Origin of the sequence: Nocardia goodfellowii, from assembly GCF_017875645.1 — a bacterium.
GTDB classification, from domain to species: Bacteria; Actinomycetota; Actinomycetes; order Mycobacteriales; family Mycobacteriaceae; genus Nocardia; species Nocardia goodfellowii.
Window position 1 is genome coordinate 4,368,730 of record NZ_JAGGMR010000001.1, and the last position, 17,323, is coordinate 4,386,052.

14 protein-coding genes are annotated in these 17,323 nt (G+C 64.7%); 10 read left to right on the forward strand and 4 right to left on the reverse strand.

Annotation, left to right across the window (positions count from 1 at the left end; genetic code table 11):
* Positions 1 to 65: 65 nt before the first annotated feature.
* Both BJ987_RS20025 and BJ987_RS20030 read left to right on the forward strand, forming a co-directional pair.
* Positions 66 to 3,311: a type 2 lanthipeptide synthetase LanM family protein gene (locus tag BJ987_RS20025; RefSeq protein WP_209892265.1), complete on the forward strand. Its 3,246-nt coding sequence runs from the start codon at positions 66 to 68 to the stop codon at positions 3,309 to 3,311.
* Positions 3,289 to 4,491: a JmjC domain-containing protein gene (locus BJ987_RS20030; protein WP_209892268.1), complete on the forward strand. Its 1,203-nt coding sequence runs from the start codon at positions 3,289 to 3,291 to the stop codon at positions 4,489 to 4,491. The genes BJ987_RS20025 and BJ987_RS20030 overlap by 23 nt, the downstream gene beginning before the upstream one ends.
* Positions 4,492 to 4,511: 20 nt before the next feature.
* On the opposite strand, the gene BJ987_RS20035 is transcribed toward BJ987_RS20030, so the two are convergent.
* From BJ987_RS20035 to BJ987_RS20045, 3 genes are all read right to left on the reverse strand, one after another.
* Positions 4,512 to 5,705, reverse strand: a complete 1,194-nt coding sequence (locus BJ987_RS20035) for a lanthionine synthetase LanC family protein (protein ID WP_307869905.1) — start codon at positions 5,703 to 5,705, stop codon at positions 4,512 to 4,514.
* Between the two features lie 21 nt (positions 5,706 to 5,726).
* A complete protein-coding gene (locus BJ987_RS20040) occupies positions 5,727 to 6,569 on the reverse strand; it encodes a nucleotidyltransferase family protein (protein WP_209892274.1) in 843 nt (280 codons plus the stop codon).
* A gap of 149 nt (positions 6,570 to 6,718) precedes the next feature.
* Positions 6,719 to 8,224: an MFS transporter gene (locus tag BJ987_RS20045; RefSeq protein WP_209892277.1), complete on the reverse strand. Its 1,506-nt coding sequence runs from the start codon at positions 8,222 to 8,224 to the stop codon at positions 6,719 to 6,721.
* A 116-nt stretch (positions 8,225 to 8,340) separates the two neighbouring features.
* Here BJ987_RS20045 and BJ987_RS20050 point away from each other — a divergent pair, with 116 nt between their 5' ends.
* The 5 genes from BJ987_RS20050 to BJ987_RS20070 all read left to right on the forward strand — a co-directional run bounded on the left by BJ987_RS20050 (position 8,341) and on the right by BJ987_RS20070 (position 12,076).
* On the forward strand, positions 8,341 to 8,793 hold the full coding sequence (locus tag BJ987_RS20050; RefSeq protein WP_209892281.1) for a MarR family winged helix-turn-helix transcriptional regulator: 453 nt from the start codon (positions 8,341 to 8,343) through the stop codon (positions 8,791 to 8,793).
* 74 nt (positions 8,794 to 8,867) lie between these two features.
* Positions 8,868 to 9,284, forward strand: coding sequence for a winged helix DNA-binding protein (locus BJ987_RS20055; RefSeq protein ID WP_209892284.1), 417 nt, complete (start codon positions 8,868 to 8,870; stop codon positions 9,282 to 9,284).
* Between the two features lie 56 nt (positions 9,285 to 9,340).
* Positions 9,341 to 10,558, forward strand: coding sequence for an MFS transporter (locus BJ987_RS20060; RefSeq protein ID WP_209892287.1), 1,218 nt, complete (start codon positions 9,341 to 9,343; stop codon positions 10,556 to 10,558).
* Positions 10,555 to 11,145 carry an NADPH-dependent FMN reductase gene (locus BJ987_RS20065; RefSeq protein ID WP_209892290.1) on the forward strand — a complete coding sequence of 197 codons (591 nt, stop codon included), beginning with the start codon at positions 10,555 to 10,557 and terminating at the stop codon, positions 11,143 to 11,145. The genes BJ987_RS20060 and BJ987_RS20065 overlap by 4 nt, the downstream gene beginning before the upstream one ends.
* A gap of 43 nt (positions 11,146 to 11,188) precedes the next feature.
* Positions 11,189 to 12,076: a TIGR03621 family F420-dependent LLM class oxidoreductase gene (locus tag BJ987_RS20070; RefSeq protein WP_209892293.1), complete on the forward strand. Its 888-nt coding sequence runs from the start codon at positions 11,189 to 11,191 to the stop codon at positions 12,074 to 12,076.
* Here the strand turns inward: BJ987_RS20070 and BJ987_RS20075 are convergent.
* Entirely contained in the window at positions 12,057 to 12,710 is a 654-nt protein-coding gene (locus BJ987_RS20075; RefSeq protein ID WP_209892296.1) for a DsbA family oxidoreductase, read from the reverse strand. The two genes, BJ987_RS20070 and BJ987_RS20075, sit on opposite strands and share 20 nt — an antisense overlap.
* Before the next feature lie 85 nt (positions 12,711 to 12,795).
* On the opposite strand from BJ987_RS20075, the gene BJ987_RS20080 reads away from it, so the two are divergent.
* The 3 genes from BJ987_RS20080 (at position 12,796) to BJ987_RS20090 (ending at position 17,298) form a co-directional block, all read left to right on the forward strand.
* A complete protein-coding gene (locus BJ987_RS20080; protein WP_209892299.1) occupies positions 12,796 to 13,242 on the forward strand; it encodes a winged helix-turn-helix transcriptional regulator in 447 nt (148 codons plus the stop codon).
* Between the two features lie 230 nt (positions 13,243 to 13,472).
* Positions 13,473 to 16,397, forward strand: a complete 2,925-nt coding sequence (locus BJ987_RS20085; RefSeq protein WP_245366052.1) for an AAA family ATPase — start codon at positions 13,473 to 13,475, stop codon at positions 16,395 to 16,397.
* A gap of 103 nt (positions 16,398 to 16,500) precedes the next feature.
* Positions 16,501 to 17,298 (forward strand): AfsR/SARP family transcriptional regulator, encoded by a 798-nt coding sequence (locus tag BJ987_RS20090; RefSeq protein ID WP_281070380.1) that lies wholly within the window; start codon positions 16,501 to 16,503, stop codon positions 17,296 to 17,298.
* The last annotated feature ends 25 nt before the right edge of the window (positions 17,299 to 17,323 follow it).

Genomic DNA, 17,323 nt, shown 5'->3' on the forward strand with positions numbered 1-17,323 from the left:
ATTGGCGATGGTATCTGCGGATGGCTCCAGCCATCCGCAGAACTTCCTTTTGAGGAAGCGCAGCTATGGGCTCTCTACCTTTTGGTGCGGAGTGGTGGACTTCTCTTACGCTGAATGAGCGCCAGACGCTCCAGGCGGTCGCGCCGCCGGAACCATCGAATACCGAAAATTCCGCGACGGTCCGCCGCCGGTTCGAGCAGTGGAAATCCCAATCCCCTTTTTGCCGGGAAGACTACTTTGTGCGGCGCCTGGCATTCGACGATCTGGATGAATCATCCTTCAGCGATCTGCTGGGCGAGTCCGCGACGGCACTGCAACGTCGGTTCCCACAGGTGCCCTCGTGGCTTGCGCGCATCCAGTCCGCCTACAGCGCAACGAGTCCCAGCCGCCTGCCGGTAGTGGGGCCCTTGATCGAAAGCGCGAACGCCGAACTGAGTAGAAAAGTCGAAGAGCTCGCGCGCGCGTGGCCGGATGTCGATGCCGAATGGGGTTCTCTCGTCGAACAATTGATCAGTGCGATGGTCGCTCGGATCGATGACCGGATCAGCCGGACGGTGGTCCTCGAGATGAGGGTGGCGGCCCTGCAGGGGACCTTGACGGGCGATGACCCGAGTGCGCGTTTCCGGACTTTCCTGGACCGGTTGCGAGACCCGCGCCATGCGCTACTTTTCTTGGCACAGTATCCGGTCCTCGCGCGGACGTTGACAGACTGCGTCGACGATTGGACCGAGGCTTCGATCGAGCTGCTGGAACGTGTGTGTGCCGACTGGGCGAGCATCCAGAGCACCTTCTTGCCCGGCCGCGACGCCGCGCTGACGAGCATCGAAATGGGCTTGGGTGACCTCCACCGCCGAGGTCGTGAGGTATGTGTCCTGCGTTTCGCTTCCATCGGGCGCGTGCTCTACAAGCCACGGTCCCTGGCGATCGACCAGCACTTCGCACTCTTGCTGAGCTGGCTGCACGAACGAGGTGCGCCGGCCTTACGCCTGCCGCGCATAGTGGATCGCGGCAGCTATGGCTGGTCCGAGTTCGTCTCGCCGGCTCCGTGCCGCGACCGGGCGGAAGCAGGTGAGTTCTACCTGCGTCAAGGCGCATTGCTCGCGGTTCTCTACCTGTTGAACGCCAACGACTTTCACTACGCGAATCTGATCGCGGCCGCGGGGTACCCCGTCCCCGTCGATCTCGAGACCCTCTGCGGTCCGGATTTCGGGCAAGCGCAGGAGGACTCCTACGATTCGTACTCAGCATTCGAACTGGCGACCTCGGTGGTCGGCACCATGCTGCTGCCGTACTCGGACGACAATGCGGGCCGGCGTGCGGTCGACCGCAGCGGACTGGGCTCGCGCGAAGGGCAGCTGTCGGCCGATCCGATGCCGCGATGGGATCACCTCGGTACCGACGAAGCCCGCCTGTCGTTCGAGCGGCGTACGTTGTCCGCGGGACACAATCGGCCCGAACTCGACGGTTCTGCCTTGCATGCGTGCGAGTTCACCGCGGAAGTCGAAACAGGATTCTCCGCGATGTATCGCCTGCTTGAGTCGAATCGCGAAGACCTGGTATCGCCCGCGGGTCCGCTGACCGCCATGCTGAATGACGAAGTGCGCGTGGTCTTTCGAGCGACACAGTTCTACGAGAAGATCCTTCGCCAGAGCTACCACCCGGACTACCTCAGCGATGCGCTCGATCGCGAGCGGCTTTTCGATCGCCTCTGGTTCGGCATGGATCGGACGCAGTTCCCCCACATCACACGTCGATTGCTGTCGAGCGAACGCCAGGATCTCTGGCGCGGCGAAGTCCCTTATTTCAGTACGTGCGTCGGGTCACCGGATCTGACCGCGAGCGACGGCAGACGTATCGACCAGTTCTTCATCCGTTCGGGATGGGACATGGTTCAGCACCGGCTGGCTTCGCTGGGAGAAACGGACCTGCGCACGCAACTCTGGTACATCCGCGCCTCGCTCAGCACCCTCGCGCTCAACAACGAGACCACCTTCCAGCGTTACCAGGCCCCGGTCGACGCACGACCGGCCGATCGCGACCGCCTGCTTGTTCAGGCCACAGCGATCGCCCAGCGTATTTCCCGGCTCGCTCGATGGCGAGAGGACCGCGCGTCATGGCTCGGGCTGGCCTACGGGGAAAGCCGTGGCTGGCAACTGCGTCCGCTGCAAACCGACCTGTACAGCGGCCTACCCGGCGTCATCCTGTTTCTCGCCTATACGGAATCGCTGGACGGGCGGGGCGAGTTCGGGGCTGTGGCACAGGGGGCGATGCGGACACTGCGCCAGCAGATGAACCGCCGCCGCACCGGATCGGAAGGCATCGGCGGATTCGACGGCTGGGGCGGGCTCCTCTATCTCTGGGCGCATCTTTCCCAGCTGTGGAGCGACCCAGGGCTGTTGGGCGAGACCGACGCGATGGTTTCCCGGGTCGAGTCGCTGGCGAACTCCGACGATCACCTCGATGTCATCCAGGGAACAGCCGGCGCGATCGTTCCGCTGCTGAACCTGCACACAATGACTGGTGCGGTGCGGCCGCTCGAGGTGGCCCGAAAACTCGGTGACCGTCTTGTCGAACGAGCGCAGCCCGCCACCGGAGGGGTTGGCTGGCTCGGCACTACGTTCCCCACCCACCCTTTGACCGGGTTCTCGCATGGCGCGTCCGGGTTCGCGTGGGCGTTGGCGGAACTCTTCGCCGCCACAGGCGACGACAGCTACGCGCGCACCGCGCTCCGAGCCGTCGCCTTCGAACGCGCCCACTTGTCGCGAGATTCCGGAAACTGGGCGGATCTCAGGCAATCTCGGCGAGGGCGGAATCTTCGGGAGATGACCGCGTGGTGCCACGGTGCGTGCGGCATCGGCATGAGCCGCTTGCGGATGCTCGACATCCTCGGCGACTCGACTCTCGCCGAGGATCTGGATATCGCGCTCCGGACGACATACCGGCAGGGGTTCGGCGTGAATCACTCGCTGTGCCACGGCGATCTCGGATCTCTGGATCTGCTCCTCCAGGCCGGCCGTCGCTTTCCTGCGGCGGGTTGGGAATTACTGCTGTCCGAACGGGTCTCGTCGAGCCTTGCCGGCATGGAAGAGCATGGCTGGCGGTGCGGCGTTCCGCTGGACGTGGAGACTCCCGGCCTGATGGATGGGCTGGCCGGGATCGGTTACCAGCTCTTGCGCCTGGCCGAGCCGGATGGGATCCCCTCGGTGCTGATCTTGGAAGGACCCCGTGGGGTCACGCTCCCGGCGACCCGAATATCGACATCGTCTGCGAGGGAAGGATATTTCCACCATGGTGCAGGATCGAACACATAGCTTTGCCGGCCTGATCGCCCCGGTGACGAAGAGCGAATTCATCGACAAGTACTGGGGGAAGTCGACATTGGTGCTGCATCGAACCGAGCCTGACTACTTCGGTAGCCTGTTCTCGCTGGCGGACTTGGATGCTTGCCTGATGACGGCAGCGAACAGATCGTCGAAGATCCTGCAGGTAATTCCGCCGCCGAGCAGCGGGCGTAGCTCGATACTCACTTCGGTGTCCGCACTCTCCAAAGATCGGCTCTACGACGCGTATCTCTCCGGAGATACGATCAGGCTGCTCGGCGTCGAGAAAGTATGGCCCCCGTTCGAGCTGTTGGCGGCCGACGTTCGTGAAGCCCTCGACGTGGAAATCGGATTCAATCTCTTCCTGACCCCGCCGAACTCGCAAGGGTTCCCGACTCACGTCGACACACTGGACTCGTTCATCGTTCAAATAGCGGGAGCCAAACAATGGTACATCTGGGATCCGATATATGATCGGCCGTTGGGCTCGCAACGCTCGAATGAGTTAGTTGCCGGTATGAAGTGGGCCGAAGAAGAATTGACGCTTCGCGACAAGCCGGTCCTGAAGGCCGGTGATGTGGCATATCTGCCCCGTGGCTTCTTTCACAAAGCTGTCGCGGGGGACGAGTTCTCGCTTCATGTGACGATTTCTTTTCATCCGCTGACCTGGGTCGACTTCTTCGGTCGGGCTGTGGAGTTGGCGGCTATGGAGGATCTGGAACTTCGTCAGGATCTGCCGCCGGGGTTCGTTCAAGATCGAGAGAAGCAGGAGCACATGTCGCTTGTCTTCGCGCATCTGCTGGACCGGCTCAGTAAGACATTGTCCTTCGAAGCAACCCTCGGTTCACTGGTCGACGAGCAGGTGAGCGCGCGGACCTTTCCACCGGACGGCCACTTCTCTGTTCTCGCCGGTCTCGACGAGATCGGCCCGAATTCGACCGTCAACCGGAGAAGCGGCCTGGCTTGCCTCGTCGAAAACGCCGGGAGTACCGCGGTGATCAGGTTCGGGCCGAAAAGGGTGGAAGGTCCGAAGGGGATTCTCTCGACCCTCGAGTTCATTCGTGATCACCGCACCTTCCGCGTCCGCGATCTGCCGGACTCGGTGAGCCTGAACAGCAAGATCACCCTGGTCCGGCGATTGATCCGCGACGGGCTGCTCCGCCCGGTGTGATCCATCAGCGGCGCTCGCCGTTACGCCATCGCGAGCACACATGGCAGGCTGTCGGGCGCTGACAGCCGCAACAGCGAGTACCCGATGCCCGCAACGCCTGGAAAGAGCCGCGGGTCGACGTCCGTGCCGTTTGCGAGCTTCAACGAGTAGCGACCCTGCTCCCGCGCTCGCTGCATTACCCGGGTCGCTATCGCAGCTGCCGCATCGAGATAGCCGGGTTCCCGCAGGGCACTGGCCGCATAGACCAAAACATCTATCCGGCCACTGTTTCCGCAGCAGAGGTCATCCGTTTCAGATAGTCCCGGCGCACCGGTTGTTTCGAGCATGTGCACGGTATCGCCGGGCTGCCGACGAGAGGTGACCCTGCTCAGCGCGATGTGTCCCAGGGCGATTCCGGGGGCGCCTTTGCACCAAGAGTTCAGGAAGCGGTCGTCCAGGGTCGGTGCCTGCCGCGGCCCGGATGGCCCCGAGGAGGCCACGTCAGCAAACAGTCGCGGCACCATCTGCCACAGTTCAGGACGGTTCGTTCGTTCGTAGAGCCGCGCGAAAGCGGCGCCGATGCCCGCCCTTCCATGGCAGAAGCCTGCTGCCGCAGGCCCTTCGGCCGATATCCATTCGTCGGACCGCGAAAGGTGACGTGCACAGCGCACGGCAAGCTCCAGGGGCCGTTCGCCGCCCGCAATTCTCTTCGGACGCCGTTCGGCGAGCGCCAGCAGAGCCATTATGGCGCCGGCACTGCCGATCATGACATCGTGTTTCGCGGCGGCGATACGGTCGGCACTCAGCAGCCTGGCAGCGATCTGTGCATCGTCGGCGAACGATTCGTCGTTCAACAGATCGCCGATCCGCACCAGGGTATAGATGACCGATCCGAGGCCGGCGAGTCCGCCGAGCGGTTGCTGGAGTCGTTGCATTCGGACCGGGTCGGCACAGATCTGACGAATGTCGGCGCGCACCGGGGCGATCGCCCGCTCGGAGATCTCGCGGAATTCGTCAGCATCGAAGACTTTCGCCATCGCTGCGAAGAACAGAGAGATGCCCGCGGTGCCGGCGTAAAGATGTGGTCCTAGAACTGGCGGTCGAGCCGACGGGACCGGTTGGTGCCAGTACATACCTCCGTCGCGCGCGATACGCGCATTCCCCCGGAGCAGATCGGCAACCTCCACCGTGGCTTGCACCAGCGAAGTCTGGAAGCCCGCGTTTCGATGGGCCATGACCCGCCCGTCAGGCACGGCTCAGCGATAGGCGCCGATGCCATGCATGCGCATCTCCAGCAGATCATCGACTGGTACGCCATCGTGGCCTCGGTCTCGGACGCCGCGAATGAACTGCGGTGTCACGCCATGTATTCGCATAATGGTCAGTTGCTCGGGTGTGGTCGAGTTCTGATAGCCGAGTGTCTGAAGTTCCTGAATCAGCGCCGGGCTGACGCCGTGGATCCGCATCTCCAGCAGATCATCGACCGAAATACCGTCATAGCCGAGATCGTGAAGCGCACGGATGAATTCCGGTGTCACGCCGTGGATCCGCATGAGAATCAGCTGCTCGACGGTGATCGAGTTCCGGTAGCCGAGTGTCTGGAGTTCCTGAATCAGCGCCGGGCTGACGCCGTGGATCCGCATCTCCAGCAGATCATCGACCGGCACCCCTTGATGGCCCAGAGCGCTCAGCTCCCGGAGAAAGGCCATGCCGATATTGTGAATCGCCAGCCGGAAAAGGTCTGCGACGGAGAAACTTCCGTAGCCGACGCTGCGCATGGCCGCGGTGAACCCCGTGCTGGGCTGGAAGACAAACTCTCCGCCGCCCTGGCCCGCACCGACATGACCTTCGAACGCGATGGCCCCGGTATCGCGGATAAGCTTGAAGCGCGCTTGCGCATGTTGGGAGAGCAGTTCCTCCGGTGCTAGGCCGGGCAGCGCCGAAAGCCGAACTCCCACCGCACTGGTGGAATTGGGTGCACCGCTGGTCGGGCGAATAGTCAGATGGACCAGATCGTCCGGTTTTGCGTATCTGACCGCCCACGTGCCCGCGAGCGCTACGGTTGGACGATCTTTGTCGAAATCCTGACGTGCGTCCATGCCGAATAACACTACGCTTCGGGCCTGTCAGGCGGACCTGAATCAGCCAGTCGAAGGCGCTTTTCGGTGCGATCCGGTCAGCGCGCGCGGTACGCCTGTGCGGAAATAGAGCCGCAGGTTTCCGACCCACGGCTCTATCTCTCCGATGCTCACGCAGGGGCGGGCGACAGTTCGGTGTCGACTGTCTTCTCTTCGGCGTCAAGGTGTTTGGCGCGGAGGAACGCGGCGACCAGTACGGCACCGAGTAGCACGATGAGGGCGTCGACCAGGATCGAGAATCGGACCCCGCCGAGGATGGTGTCGGGTGGTTGAGAGGCAAGGTCGCCGGATACTCCCATCCAGGCCACGGCGATGGCGCTGAGAATGGGAGTGCCGAGTGTGAAGCCGATTTGCTGGGTCAGTGAGGCCAATGCGGTGGCCAAACCCTGTTCACTGTCGGGCAGGGCCGAGGTGGCGGTGATGGTGTAGGAGACGACGGCCCAGACGTGGCCGACTCCGCTGATCGCGGAAGCGATGAGCAGGACTGTCATGCCGGTGCCGGTCCGCTCGCCGATCAGCAGCAGGGCGGCGGTCGCGACGGCTTGCACGATCAGGCCGAGGATGAGGGTATCCCGAGGCCCGAAGCGGGCGACGACCTTCGGTGCGATCATGCCGCCGCTGAACACGCCGAGACCGAGCAGGGCGAAGGCCAGTCCGGTGGTGAGTACGGAAAGACCGAGGACCTGTTGCATATAGATGGTGAGCAGGAACGAGAGCCCACTTTGCATGGACAGAGTGAACAGCCCGGCGATATTGCCCCACTTCACCGTCTTCCTGGTGAGCACCCGCAGGGGCGCGAGCGGCTCCGGGGCGCGGAGTTCGATGAGGATGAATGCAGTCAGCAGGGCGGCGGCGATCAGGAGGGTCACCAGAGTTTCGGCGCTGGCCCATCCGTTGGTCTGGGCGCCGGTGAGGCCGTAGATCAGTGCGAGCAGGCCCAGGGTGACGGTGAACGCGCCCGGCAGATCCAGTCGTTTGGCCTGTTCGCCCCGACTGGGCGCGAGCACCAGTGGCGCGCAGATCAAAATAAGGATTCCCACCGGCACGTTGACGAAGAAGTTCCAACGCCAGCTGAGCAGATCGGTGAGCACCCCGCCGAGCAGGGCGCCGAAGGCGAACCCGAGCGACAGCAATGCGCCGTTGAAACTCAGGGCCTTGTTGCGCAGCGGACCTTCCGGGAACGAGGTGGTCAGCAGTGCGAGAGCGGCGGGCAGTACCGCCGCGGTGGCCAGACCCTGGGCTACCCGCGCGGCCAGCAGCACGCCCGGATCCTGGGCGAGCCCGCCGATCAGCGAACCGACGGTGAGCACGGCGATCCCCGCGAGGAATATCCGGCGCCGCCCGATGCGGTCGCCGATGCGCGAGAACAGCAGCATGAACCCCGCCGAGGCGAGCGCGAAGGCGGTGATGATCCATTGCAGATTGCTGAGGGAGAACCCCAGGTCTTCGCCGATGACCGGTAGCGAGACGGTGAGAATCGAGAAGTCGACGGCGATCATGAACGTCGCGCCGAGGAGCGCGGCCAGGGTGAGTCGGTGACGGGATGTCATGCGTGGCTCGGCATCGGCCGGCTCGTCGGCGACCGCGGCGGGCGCGCGGTCGTTGGTGTCTGTCATCGGTCAATGCCTTTCGGGATGGTGAAGAGCGGGCACTGCGCAGTGCGATTAGCTTAAAGCCAGAACTATTAAAGCTGCAAGTATTCAGGCTTGATGCTGTTTGCTACGCTGGTCTCATGGGAAACGCCAGGTCGAGCGCCGAATTGTCCGCACGCGATCTGTGCGGCTTGGTCAATCAGCTGGCCCGGCAGATCCAGGACCATGTCCACGTCTGCGCCGCCGGCCTCGGTCTCACCGCCCCGCAGGCGATGGCGCTGCACGAGCTGGGCGCGGCGCTGACCATGCGCCAGTTGGCCGATCGGATGGCCTGCGAGCCGTCGAACATCACCTTCGTCATCGACAAGATGGAGAATCTGGACCTGGTCGAACGCCGGCCCCATCCACACGACCGGCGCGCCAAGCAATTGGTCCTCACCCCGCGCGGTCGCGACCTGCGCACCGAACTGCTGCACGTGATGTCGCTGGAGTCCCCGCTCGGCGAATTGACCGCGGGGGACCAGGACCAGCTGCGCGAGCTGTTGCTGCGAGCGGTCGGCCGCGGAGCTGAATCCGAGTCGGCCCGAATTTAGATCTTCTTTGGCCTTGCCACGGATCCTTTGATCACCGGTGAGCGGTGTGATGATCTGACGGAAAGGCTCTTTCGATGCTCCAGCAGAACACGACCAAACGGCTCGGCTATTGGCTGCTACTGCTGCACCAGCTGTTCGAAGACGATATGGCCGCGGCATTACGCGACCAGGGGCTGGACCGCAGGAAGTGGCAGGTTCTGCACGCGCTGGCCATCGGCGTGCGGAAACAGGTGGAGATCGACACCGCGTTCGCGCCGTTCCTGGTCGTGGACGGCCTGCGAACCTACGCCACGATCGTGACCGACTTCGTCGACCGCGGCTGGGCAACCGTCGCGGGCGACACCATTTCGCTCACCGAAGCCGGTGTCGCCGCCCACGAGCGGGCAGAAGTCGTGGTGAACACCCAGGCTGTCGACATTCTCGCCGGGATCACCGAGGACGAATTCCTCGTCGCCAACGATGTGCTGCGCCGGATCTCGCTGAACATGTAGTCCGGAACGGGGCCAGATATGCGAAACAACTTCAGCGGCAATCGAATCGACCTCGCATGAGCGCGCCACCCGCGCCGCCGGGCACGACCCGCGCCGAGCGCGGCAAGTGGGTCCTGCTGTTCGTGCTGTCCGGCAATATGGTGCTGGACTCGATCGAAGGCTCCGTGCTCCTGCTCGCGATGCCCGCCATCGGCCGCCAACTCGGTGTCCCGCTGGCCACGACGCAGTGGATGCTGAGCGGGTTCGCCTTCGGCTTCGCCGCCTTCATCGTGCTCGGCCCGGCCCTGACCGCCCGATGGGGCAGGCGCGCAATCTATCTCGGGGCGATGCTGGCATTCACGGTGGCCTCGGTGGCCGGCGGTGTCGTGGAAAACACGGCGGTGTTGATCGCCGCTCGCGTCGTCAAGGGGTGCTGCGTCGCGCTGACCGCGCCCGCCGGCCTGGCTTTGATCAGTACGGCCTTTCCGGACGGACCTCGACAGCGGCGTGCGGTCACCATCTATTCATTGTTCGGCGCGTCCGGGTTCACGATCGGATTGCTGCTCTCCGGTTCGTTCGCCGAATGGGACTGGCGCTGGACGTTTCTCGCACCGGCGGCGGTCGCGCTGGTGCTATTGCTGGTCGCGCCGAAGGTCATCCCGTCCGCACCCGCCCCGCGGCTGCCACGGCTCACCGCCGCGGTGTTGCGCGACGGTTCGCTGATGCGCTCGACCCTGGGCGCTGCCACCCTCAACGGTGCGTATATCGGTCTGTTGCTACTCATCTCGATCCAGCTGAGTGAACGCTATGAATGGCCGTCCTGGCAGATCGCGGTTGCCCTGCTTCCCGCCTGCGTCCCGCTGGTGATCTCGGTGCCGTTCGCGGGTGGGCTGGTCCGGCGGTTCGGGACCGTCCGGTTGATCGCGATCGGGGCGGGGGCAGCGGTCCTGGGTGACCTGTTGTACCTCTGGCGACCCGTGCCGGCGCCGTATCCGGCGGGTTTGCTGCCGGTGTTGTTGTTGATCGAGACCGGACTGGTGCTGTCGTTCGCCGCGCTCAACATGCAGTCGACGTCGACGATCGAACCACGGCTCAGGCCGGTGGCCGTGGCCTGCTACCAGACCGGTGTCCAGCTGGGCGCGGGCGTACTGCTGGCAGTCACCGGCATCTTGCTCAGTGCCGCCGGCAGCTACCGTCCCGCGCTGCTCGTCATCGCGGCGGCCGGGGCGCTCGGCTGCGGGATCGCAGTCGCGGGATTGCGAAAGAACTTGCCCGAGAGAGAGTTTCACTCATGACCGACCAACCGCTGCGTGTCGCGATCATCATCGGAAGTGTCCGGGACGGCAGATTCGGGCCGACCGCCGCGCGCTGGACGGCAGCGCGAGCCGAGGCTTACTCGGGACTCGTCGTCGACGTTATCGATCTCAGGGACTATTTGCTGCCGCTGGTGATGCCGGAGCCGGATCGCGCGCCGGATACCGAGACCGCGAAAGTCCGCGACGCACTCGGGGTCCGGCTCGGCGCGGCGGACGCGTTCATCGTGGTGACTCCGGAATACAACCACACTCTGCCTGCCGCGCTGAAAAACACGATCGACTGGTTCTTCGATGAATGGGCCGCGAAGGCAGTGGCTTTCGTGTCCTACGGCGGGATGAGCGGTGGCCTGCGGGCCGTGGAACACCTGCGGCAGATCTTCGCCGAACTGCACGCCGTGAGCATCCGGGAGTCACTGAGTTTTCACAATCCGTGGGACACCTTCGACGGTGCGAATCCGCGGGACTTCGAGAGCGCCGAGAGCGCCGCGAAAACGATGCTGGACCGGCTGGTCTGGTGGGCGCGGGCGCTGCGCACCGCACGCACCGACCATCCCTTCGAACGCTGACCACCTCGAATCGACGCCGTACAAACATTCCCCGGAGGGTGCGATGACTACGATCCATGAGCGAGATTTCCGGTTCACCGTCTGTGTTTTCAGTCCTGCCGACCGGGACGGCTGGATTCACAAGGCCCGCCGGGCCGAGCAACTCGGCTATGACGTCATGGCGGTCTCGGATCATCTCGGCGCCTTCGCGCCGGTCCCGACGATCGCCGTCGTGGCCGAAGCCACCGAGCGGCTGCGGCTGGCAATCTATGTCTCCAGCAGCACCCTCTATCAGCCGAGGGTGCTGGCGCGAGACTACGCGACGCTGGACCAATACTCCGGCGGGCGGATCGAGATCGGCCTCGGGGCGGGCTACAGCCGCGCCGAATTCGAGAACGCGGGCCTACCGTGGCGGCCCGCCGGCGAGCGAGTGACTCTGCTGGAACGCGCGACCGCGGAATTTCGCCAGGTGCTGGGCGATCCCGAGTTTCGGCCGCGATTCGTACAGCCGTCGGGACCGCCCGTAGTGATCGCGGGCCGCGGTGACCGTGTGCTCCGGCTGGCCGCACGGCACGCCGATGTCATCGGTTTCTCCGGATCGGCGCCGGTGCCGGATGGAGATCCGCTACGGCTGGCCGATATGGCCGAGATCCGCGACCGGGTCGCGTTCGTCGAAGCTCAGCTCGGTGAGCGGATCCACCAGGTGCAGTTCGGCATTCCGGTGCATCGGGTGCTGCCACCCGGAACGCGCACCGGAATCACCGACGTCTGGCAGAACGACGTGACATTCTCGCCCGACGAACTGGCCGAGCACCCGTCCATCCTGATCGGCACGCCCGCCGAGAACGCGGACAAGCTGCGCGCTTTGCGGGCGAAATTCGGCTTCAGTTACTTCAATGTCATGGAGAGCGAGATGGATTCGTTCGCCGAGATCATTGCGCTGCTGCGCTGAGCGCGGCCTGCTGTAGCGCTTCGAGGTATACCGCCGAGGGCTGCGCGCCGCCCACCGTGAACCGCTGATCGATGATCGCGGTCGGGACGCCGGAGACTCCGAGCCGCCGCCCCTCGCGGTGGTCCGTACGCACCGAATCGGCGTAGTCGTCGCTGTCCAGCAGAGCCCGCACCGCGTCCTCCTCGAGTCCGGCTTCGAGGCCGAGCCTGAGCAAGGTGTGGTGATCGGCGAGATTCGCGGCCTCGCCGGTGTAAGCCCGCAGCAGCCGTTCCCGCACTTCGTGATCGCGGCCCGCCGCGGCCGCGAAGTGCGTCAGGCGGTGCGCATCGAACGAATTCACCAGCAGCGCATCGCGCATCCGATAATCGAGACCGACTTCCGCGGCCAGTGCGCCGACCTGGTCCACAGCGGCCTCGGCGGCGGCCCGCGTGAGCCCGAGATCGCGCTCCAGGCGACGCGGGATGGTCAGATCCGGTACTTTGCTCTCGCCGGGGTGCAGGTCATAGCTGCGCCAACGCACTCGCACGTCCTCGTCCCGATCGAAATCGGCGAGAGCGGCCTCGAACCGCCTTTTACCGATATAGCACCAGGGGCACAAATAGTCGAACCAGAATTCCACATTAATTTCGGCCATGTGCTCACGATATAGATTGCGCCTCCCGCTGGAAAGAACTTACTATTTAGTTAGCTCCTTACGGACCGGAAAGAATAGAGGACTGATGGCTACCTCGCTGCCGCTGACCGACGTCTTCCCGAAGGACTGCCCGGGTCGGCCGGTGTTCGAACAGGTAACCGGTCGATGGGGACTGTTCATTCTCATCGCGCTCGATCCGGGGCCGCTGAGATTTGCCCAGTTACGTGACCGAATCGGCGGGATCAGCGACAAGATGCTCGCGCAGAACCTGCGTGCGCTGGTCCGTAGCGGCTTGGCCGAACGCAGTGTGGAGCCTAGTAGCCCGCCGCGAGTCTCCTACGCGCTCACCGCGCTTGGGCGCGATCTGGCGGAGCGGCTGCGCGGGCTGGTCGAATGGAGCGATCAGCACGCGGCGGACATCCTCTCCGCCCAGCGTCGGCACGACGACGCCGAGTCGGCGGAAAAAGCCGAGGCCTCCGACCGGCCTGTAATACACACCCCGGGACAGCTATCGATCGGCCACCGTGATTGATTGCCGCAATTCCATGACAGTCAATCGGTAGCTACTCGCGGATTATTAATGACGAGTGCTGGATTTGCCACACTCGCCGATCTGGGTAAATCCGACAGAGGTGTGATGTTCGCCACTTTCAAACATGCTCGCCGAGCTGAACTCGAAAGTGTCGAGATAAGATCGGTATCGGCATCAACTGGGGGATCGGCTTTATAGTACATCGTGGTTCGCGCCGAGTGCCTTGAACAATGGGTTGGTTTCGATATCCGGGTCGGAAAAATGCCCGGGTATCTCCGGACCTGTCGCTTCGCGCCGAATGCATAGTGGCATCGCAGGTTCGACTGGATGTAGGGGGCGAACTCGTGGGCGGTCCTAGGCAGCGACGTTCCGATCACATCATTCGTGACGCTGAACTCGCGCAGGTGCTCGAGCGGATCGGGGCCAAACCTACCGGCGTCACTCTGATCGATATCGTCGGTGATCCGGGCTCCGGTAAGACGTATCTACTCGGGGCGGTGCAGCGGGCGGCGGAGCGCAATGGCGTGCCGACGCTGGTCGCCCATTGCGCGGAGGCCGATCCCCGCACTCCGTTCCTGCCGGTGATCAACGCGTTGGGTGCCCGCGCCGAGCTCTCCCCGGCCGCCGTCGAGGTACTGACCCGGCTCAGTGCGCCGGTCGGCGCGGGCCCGGTGCTGGACGGGAGGCTGCTCAGCGCGATCCGCCGGCTGCTCGGCGAGGCTCCGGGGCGTGGGGCGATGATCGTGCTCGACGATTTTCATCTGGCCGACGACGGCTCGATCGAGCTGATCGGCTTTTTGCTGCGATGCGCCACGCCGACACCGCTCACCGTGATACTCGCCCGCCGCCCGCGACCGATTCCGCCGCGCGCACAGGCTTTTCTGGTCAACAGTCCGGACTCCGAAGCCGCCTTCCGGATCGTCCTCGAGTCGTTGCCGATAACCCGGGCGGCGGAGCTGCTCGAATTGGGCCCTGAGGATCCGGTACTCGCGGATCTGTATCGCAGAGCCGGCGGCAATCCGCTCTATCTGCGGACATTGTGTGAACTCGCGACCGAGCCCGGCCTGGACTTGGCCGATACCGCTTTCGGCGCAAGGGTATTGAGCGAGATCGTGACATTGGATCCGGCTCAATTGACTGTCTTGGAGGCCGTAGCCGTTGTCGGTGAGCCCTGCGATGTGGACACCCTCACGGCGGTTACCCGGCTGGATCGGAGTCAGGTCTGCGCGGCGGCCACCGCGCTGCTCGGCCGGGACCTGGTGCGGCGGTGTTCGGCACACCAGGACGGTCTCACCATCCGGCACTGCCTGGTCGGTGCGCTGGTGCTCGCACAGGCCGACCCCTGTCGCCGTGCTCGGACGCACCGCAGGATCGCCGATCTGCTCGAAAAACGGGGCGCACCGCCGATCGCCCGCGCACCGCACCTGGTGAGCATCGGCGCCAGCACGGCCCGTGATCTCGATGTATTGATCGCCGCTGCCGGGGAAGCGATGCCGGCTGCGCCGGAATCGGCAGTCCATTGGCTGACCGCGGTGCTGCGCCGGACCGAGCAACCGATGCTGCCCGATCGGGTCGATGTGCTGGTCGCTTTGACGCGCGCGTCCTTCGCGGCAGGCGCCATCGATCAGGCCCGCGGCCTGCTGCGGGAGCTTCAGACGTGGGTGCCCGCCGTCACGGTCGACGCGATCGAGTTCTGCGCCGTGGTCACCGCGTCGTTCGGCGGGTACGCCGAGGCGCTGGAAATCCTCCGGACCGCGCTCGGCACCGGAGATTTCCGTAGTCCGACCGAGACCCTCGCGTTGCTGCTCGCCAAAGGCACGGCGCAGTTCCTGACCGGTGATCTCCCGTCCTGCCACGATCTCGCCGAGCTGCGGCGGTTGGCCGAGGTCGCCGGTGATCCCGCGCAGTGCGCGATGGTTTCCGCGCTGTGCGGCCTGCGTGAGGTATGGCATCGAGCTACCACGCAGTCGTCGGTGACCCTGGCCCGGTGCGCCTGGATCGTCGACAGCACACCGGATTCCGCCTTCGCCACCAGTCCGGCCTGTTTCGCGGTGCTGGGTTGGGCGGAGGCCCTCGTCGGGCATCTCGCCGAGGCCGAGCGTCATCTCAGCCGGGGTGTCCTGCTGGCGGGCCGCCAGGGCGACAACTACCTCCATCCCGTCCTGCTCGCCGGATTGGGTTACACCTATCAAGAACTCGGCCGCTTCGTCGAGGCGGAGCGCGCGATCCTGGAGGCCGCCGCGGCGCAGCACGAGTTGGTCGACGACAGCGAGCCGGCCTTGATCATCGGACTTCAGGCGCGCAACGTCGCCACCACTCGGCGATTACATCGCACCGTTGGCGACGCCGACGACTACGAGGCGATGTGTGCGCTGTGGCCGCGAGATTCCCGATGGACCCGAATCGCGGTGCTGGCATTGGCGGATGCGGCGTTGCTGATCCAAGACTTCGAATTGTCCGCGTCGCTCGTCCTGCGAGCCGGTGGCGGAGTCGAATTGCGGGACCTGCCATCATCTTTGAGACCGCGCTGCTACCAGGCGCTGACCGCCGCGTCGGTGCACGCGTCGGCTGCCGCCGACCGGTGGGCCGAGTACGCGGCCGAGTCCGCCGCGGCGTCGCTGCCGCAGGAGCACGCGTTCGTGATCACCGCGCGTGGACATCTCGATCGCAGCCGCGGTGATGTTCGGGCCGCGGCCCGGCGGTATGAGGAAGCAGCCGAGCTGTTCTCGATCGCGAAGATGCCCGGAGCGCAAGCGCGTGCCCTGCTCGAGGCGGCGCGCTCGGCCACCGAAGCCGGCGACACCGCGGCAGCGACGGCGCTGCTCGTTCTCACCAAACAGCTTGCGCGCGAGTGTGCTTCGGCAGGGGTGTATGAGGCGGCCGAGGAGGTCGCCCGGATGCTCGGCCGGCTGGACCCCGAACTCCTCGATCCGACGCCCGCGTTCGCCGAGTTGACCGGACGTGAACGGGAGATCGCCCGGCTGATCGCCACTACCGGGATGCGGACCCGCGAGATCGCCGAACAGCTCGGTGTCAGCCCGCGCACCGTCGATGCGCACTTGGCCCGTATCTACCGCAAGCTCAACATCAGTTCGCGTGCGGCCCTGGCGGCCTTGAGCGCCGGTACGTTCCCGCTGTCCACGTCGCCCCTGTGATTCAGATTACTGACCATGCGGTATTTTTGCCGATGCGCGGATACCGCCGGGGATGAAAAACTGAGTACGCCCGATAGAAATCGAAGTTCTCCTGGGGGCGACGTTGAAATATCAGCTGCTCGGTACTCTACAGATAGTCGCGCCCGACGGAAGCGCGGGTCCGGCTCTGCCGCGACAAGTCCAGGCATTGCTCGTTATCCTGCTGATGCAGGACAATCAAACCGTATCCACGGCGCACCTCGTCGACCAATTATGGAACGGCCGCCCGCCCCGCCGGGCCCATGCCGCGTTGCACGTCTATATATCCCAGCTTCGTAAGGGTCTCGCCGGCACGGACGGTACGGCCCTGGTTACCCGGAAGCCCGGCTATCGACTGACCACCGGAACCGACGACGTCGATCTGCGGGTTTTCCGCGAGCTGGTTCAGCGGGGGCGGACCGCGTCGCGCGCCGGTGATCGGGAAGCGGCGGCGGGACTGCTGGGCGCGGCCTTGCGCATGTGGCGCGGACCGGTGCTCCCCGACCTCCAGGACAACGCCGCGATCAGCGCGTATACCGCCTGGCTGGAAGAACTTCGGACCGAATGCGTGGTGCTCTTCGTCGAAACCCAGTGGGATCGCGACCGCGCTTGGACGACCATCGGTCTGCTCCGCGAAATGGTGCGCCAGTACCCCTTGCACGAAATCTATTACGGACAGTTGATGCGCGTGCTGCACCGTTCCGGTCGCCGTGCGGAGGCGCTGCACACCTTCACGGTGGCACGTCGCGTACTCGCCACCGAACTCGGTGTCGAACCCTGCCGGGAATTGCGGGATCTATACGGACGAATACTGCTGGACAAGGAGCCGCCGCAGTCGCTGGTCATTTACTCGGCCGCTCGAGCCATGGAGTCGTCGCGATGAGGCATTCGATGTCGCGGAATCATTC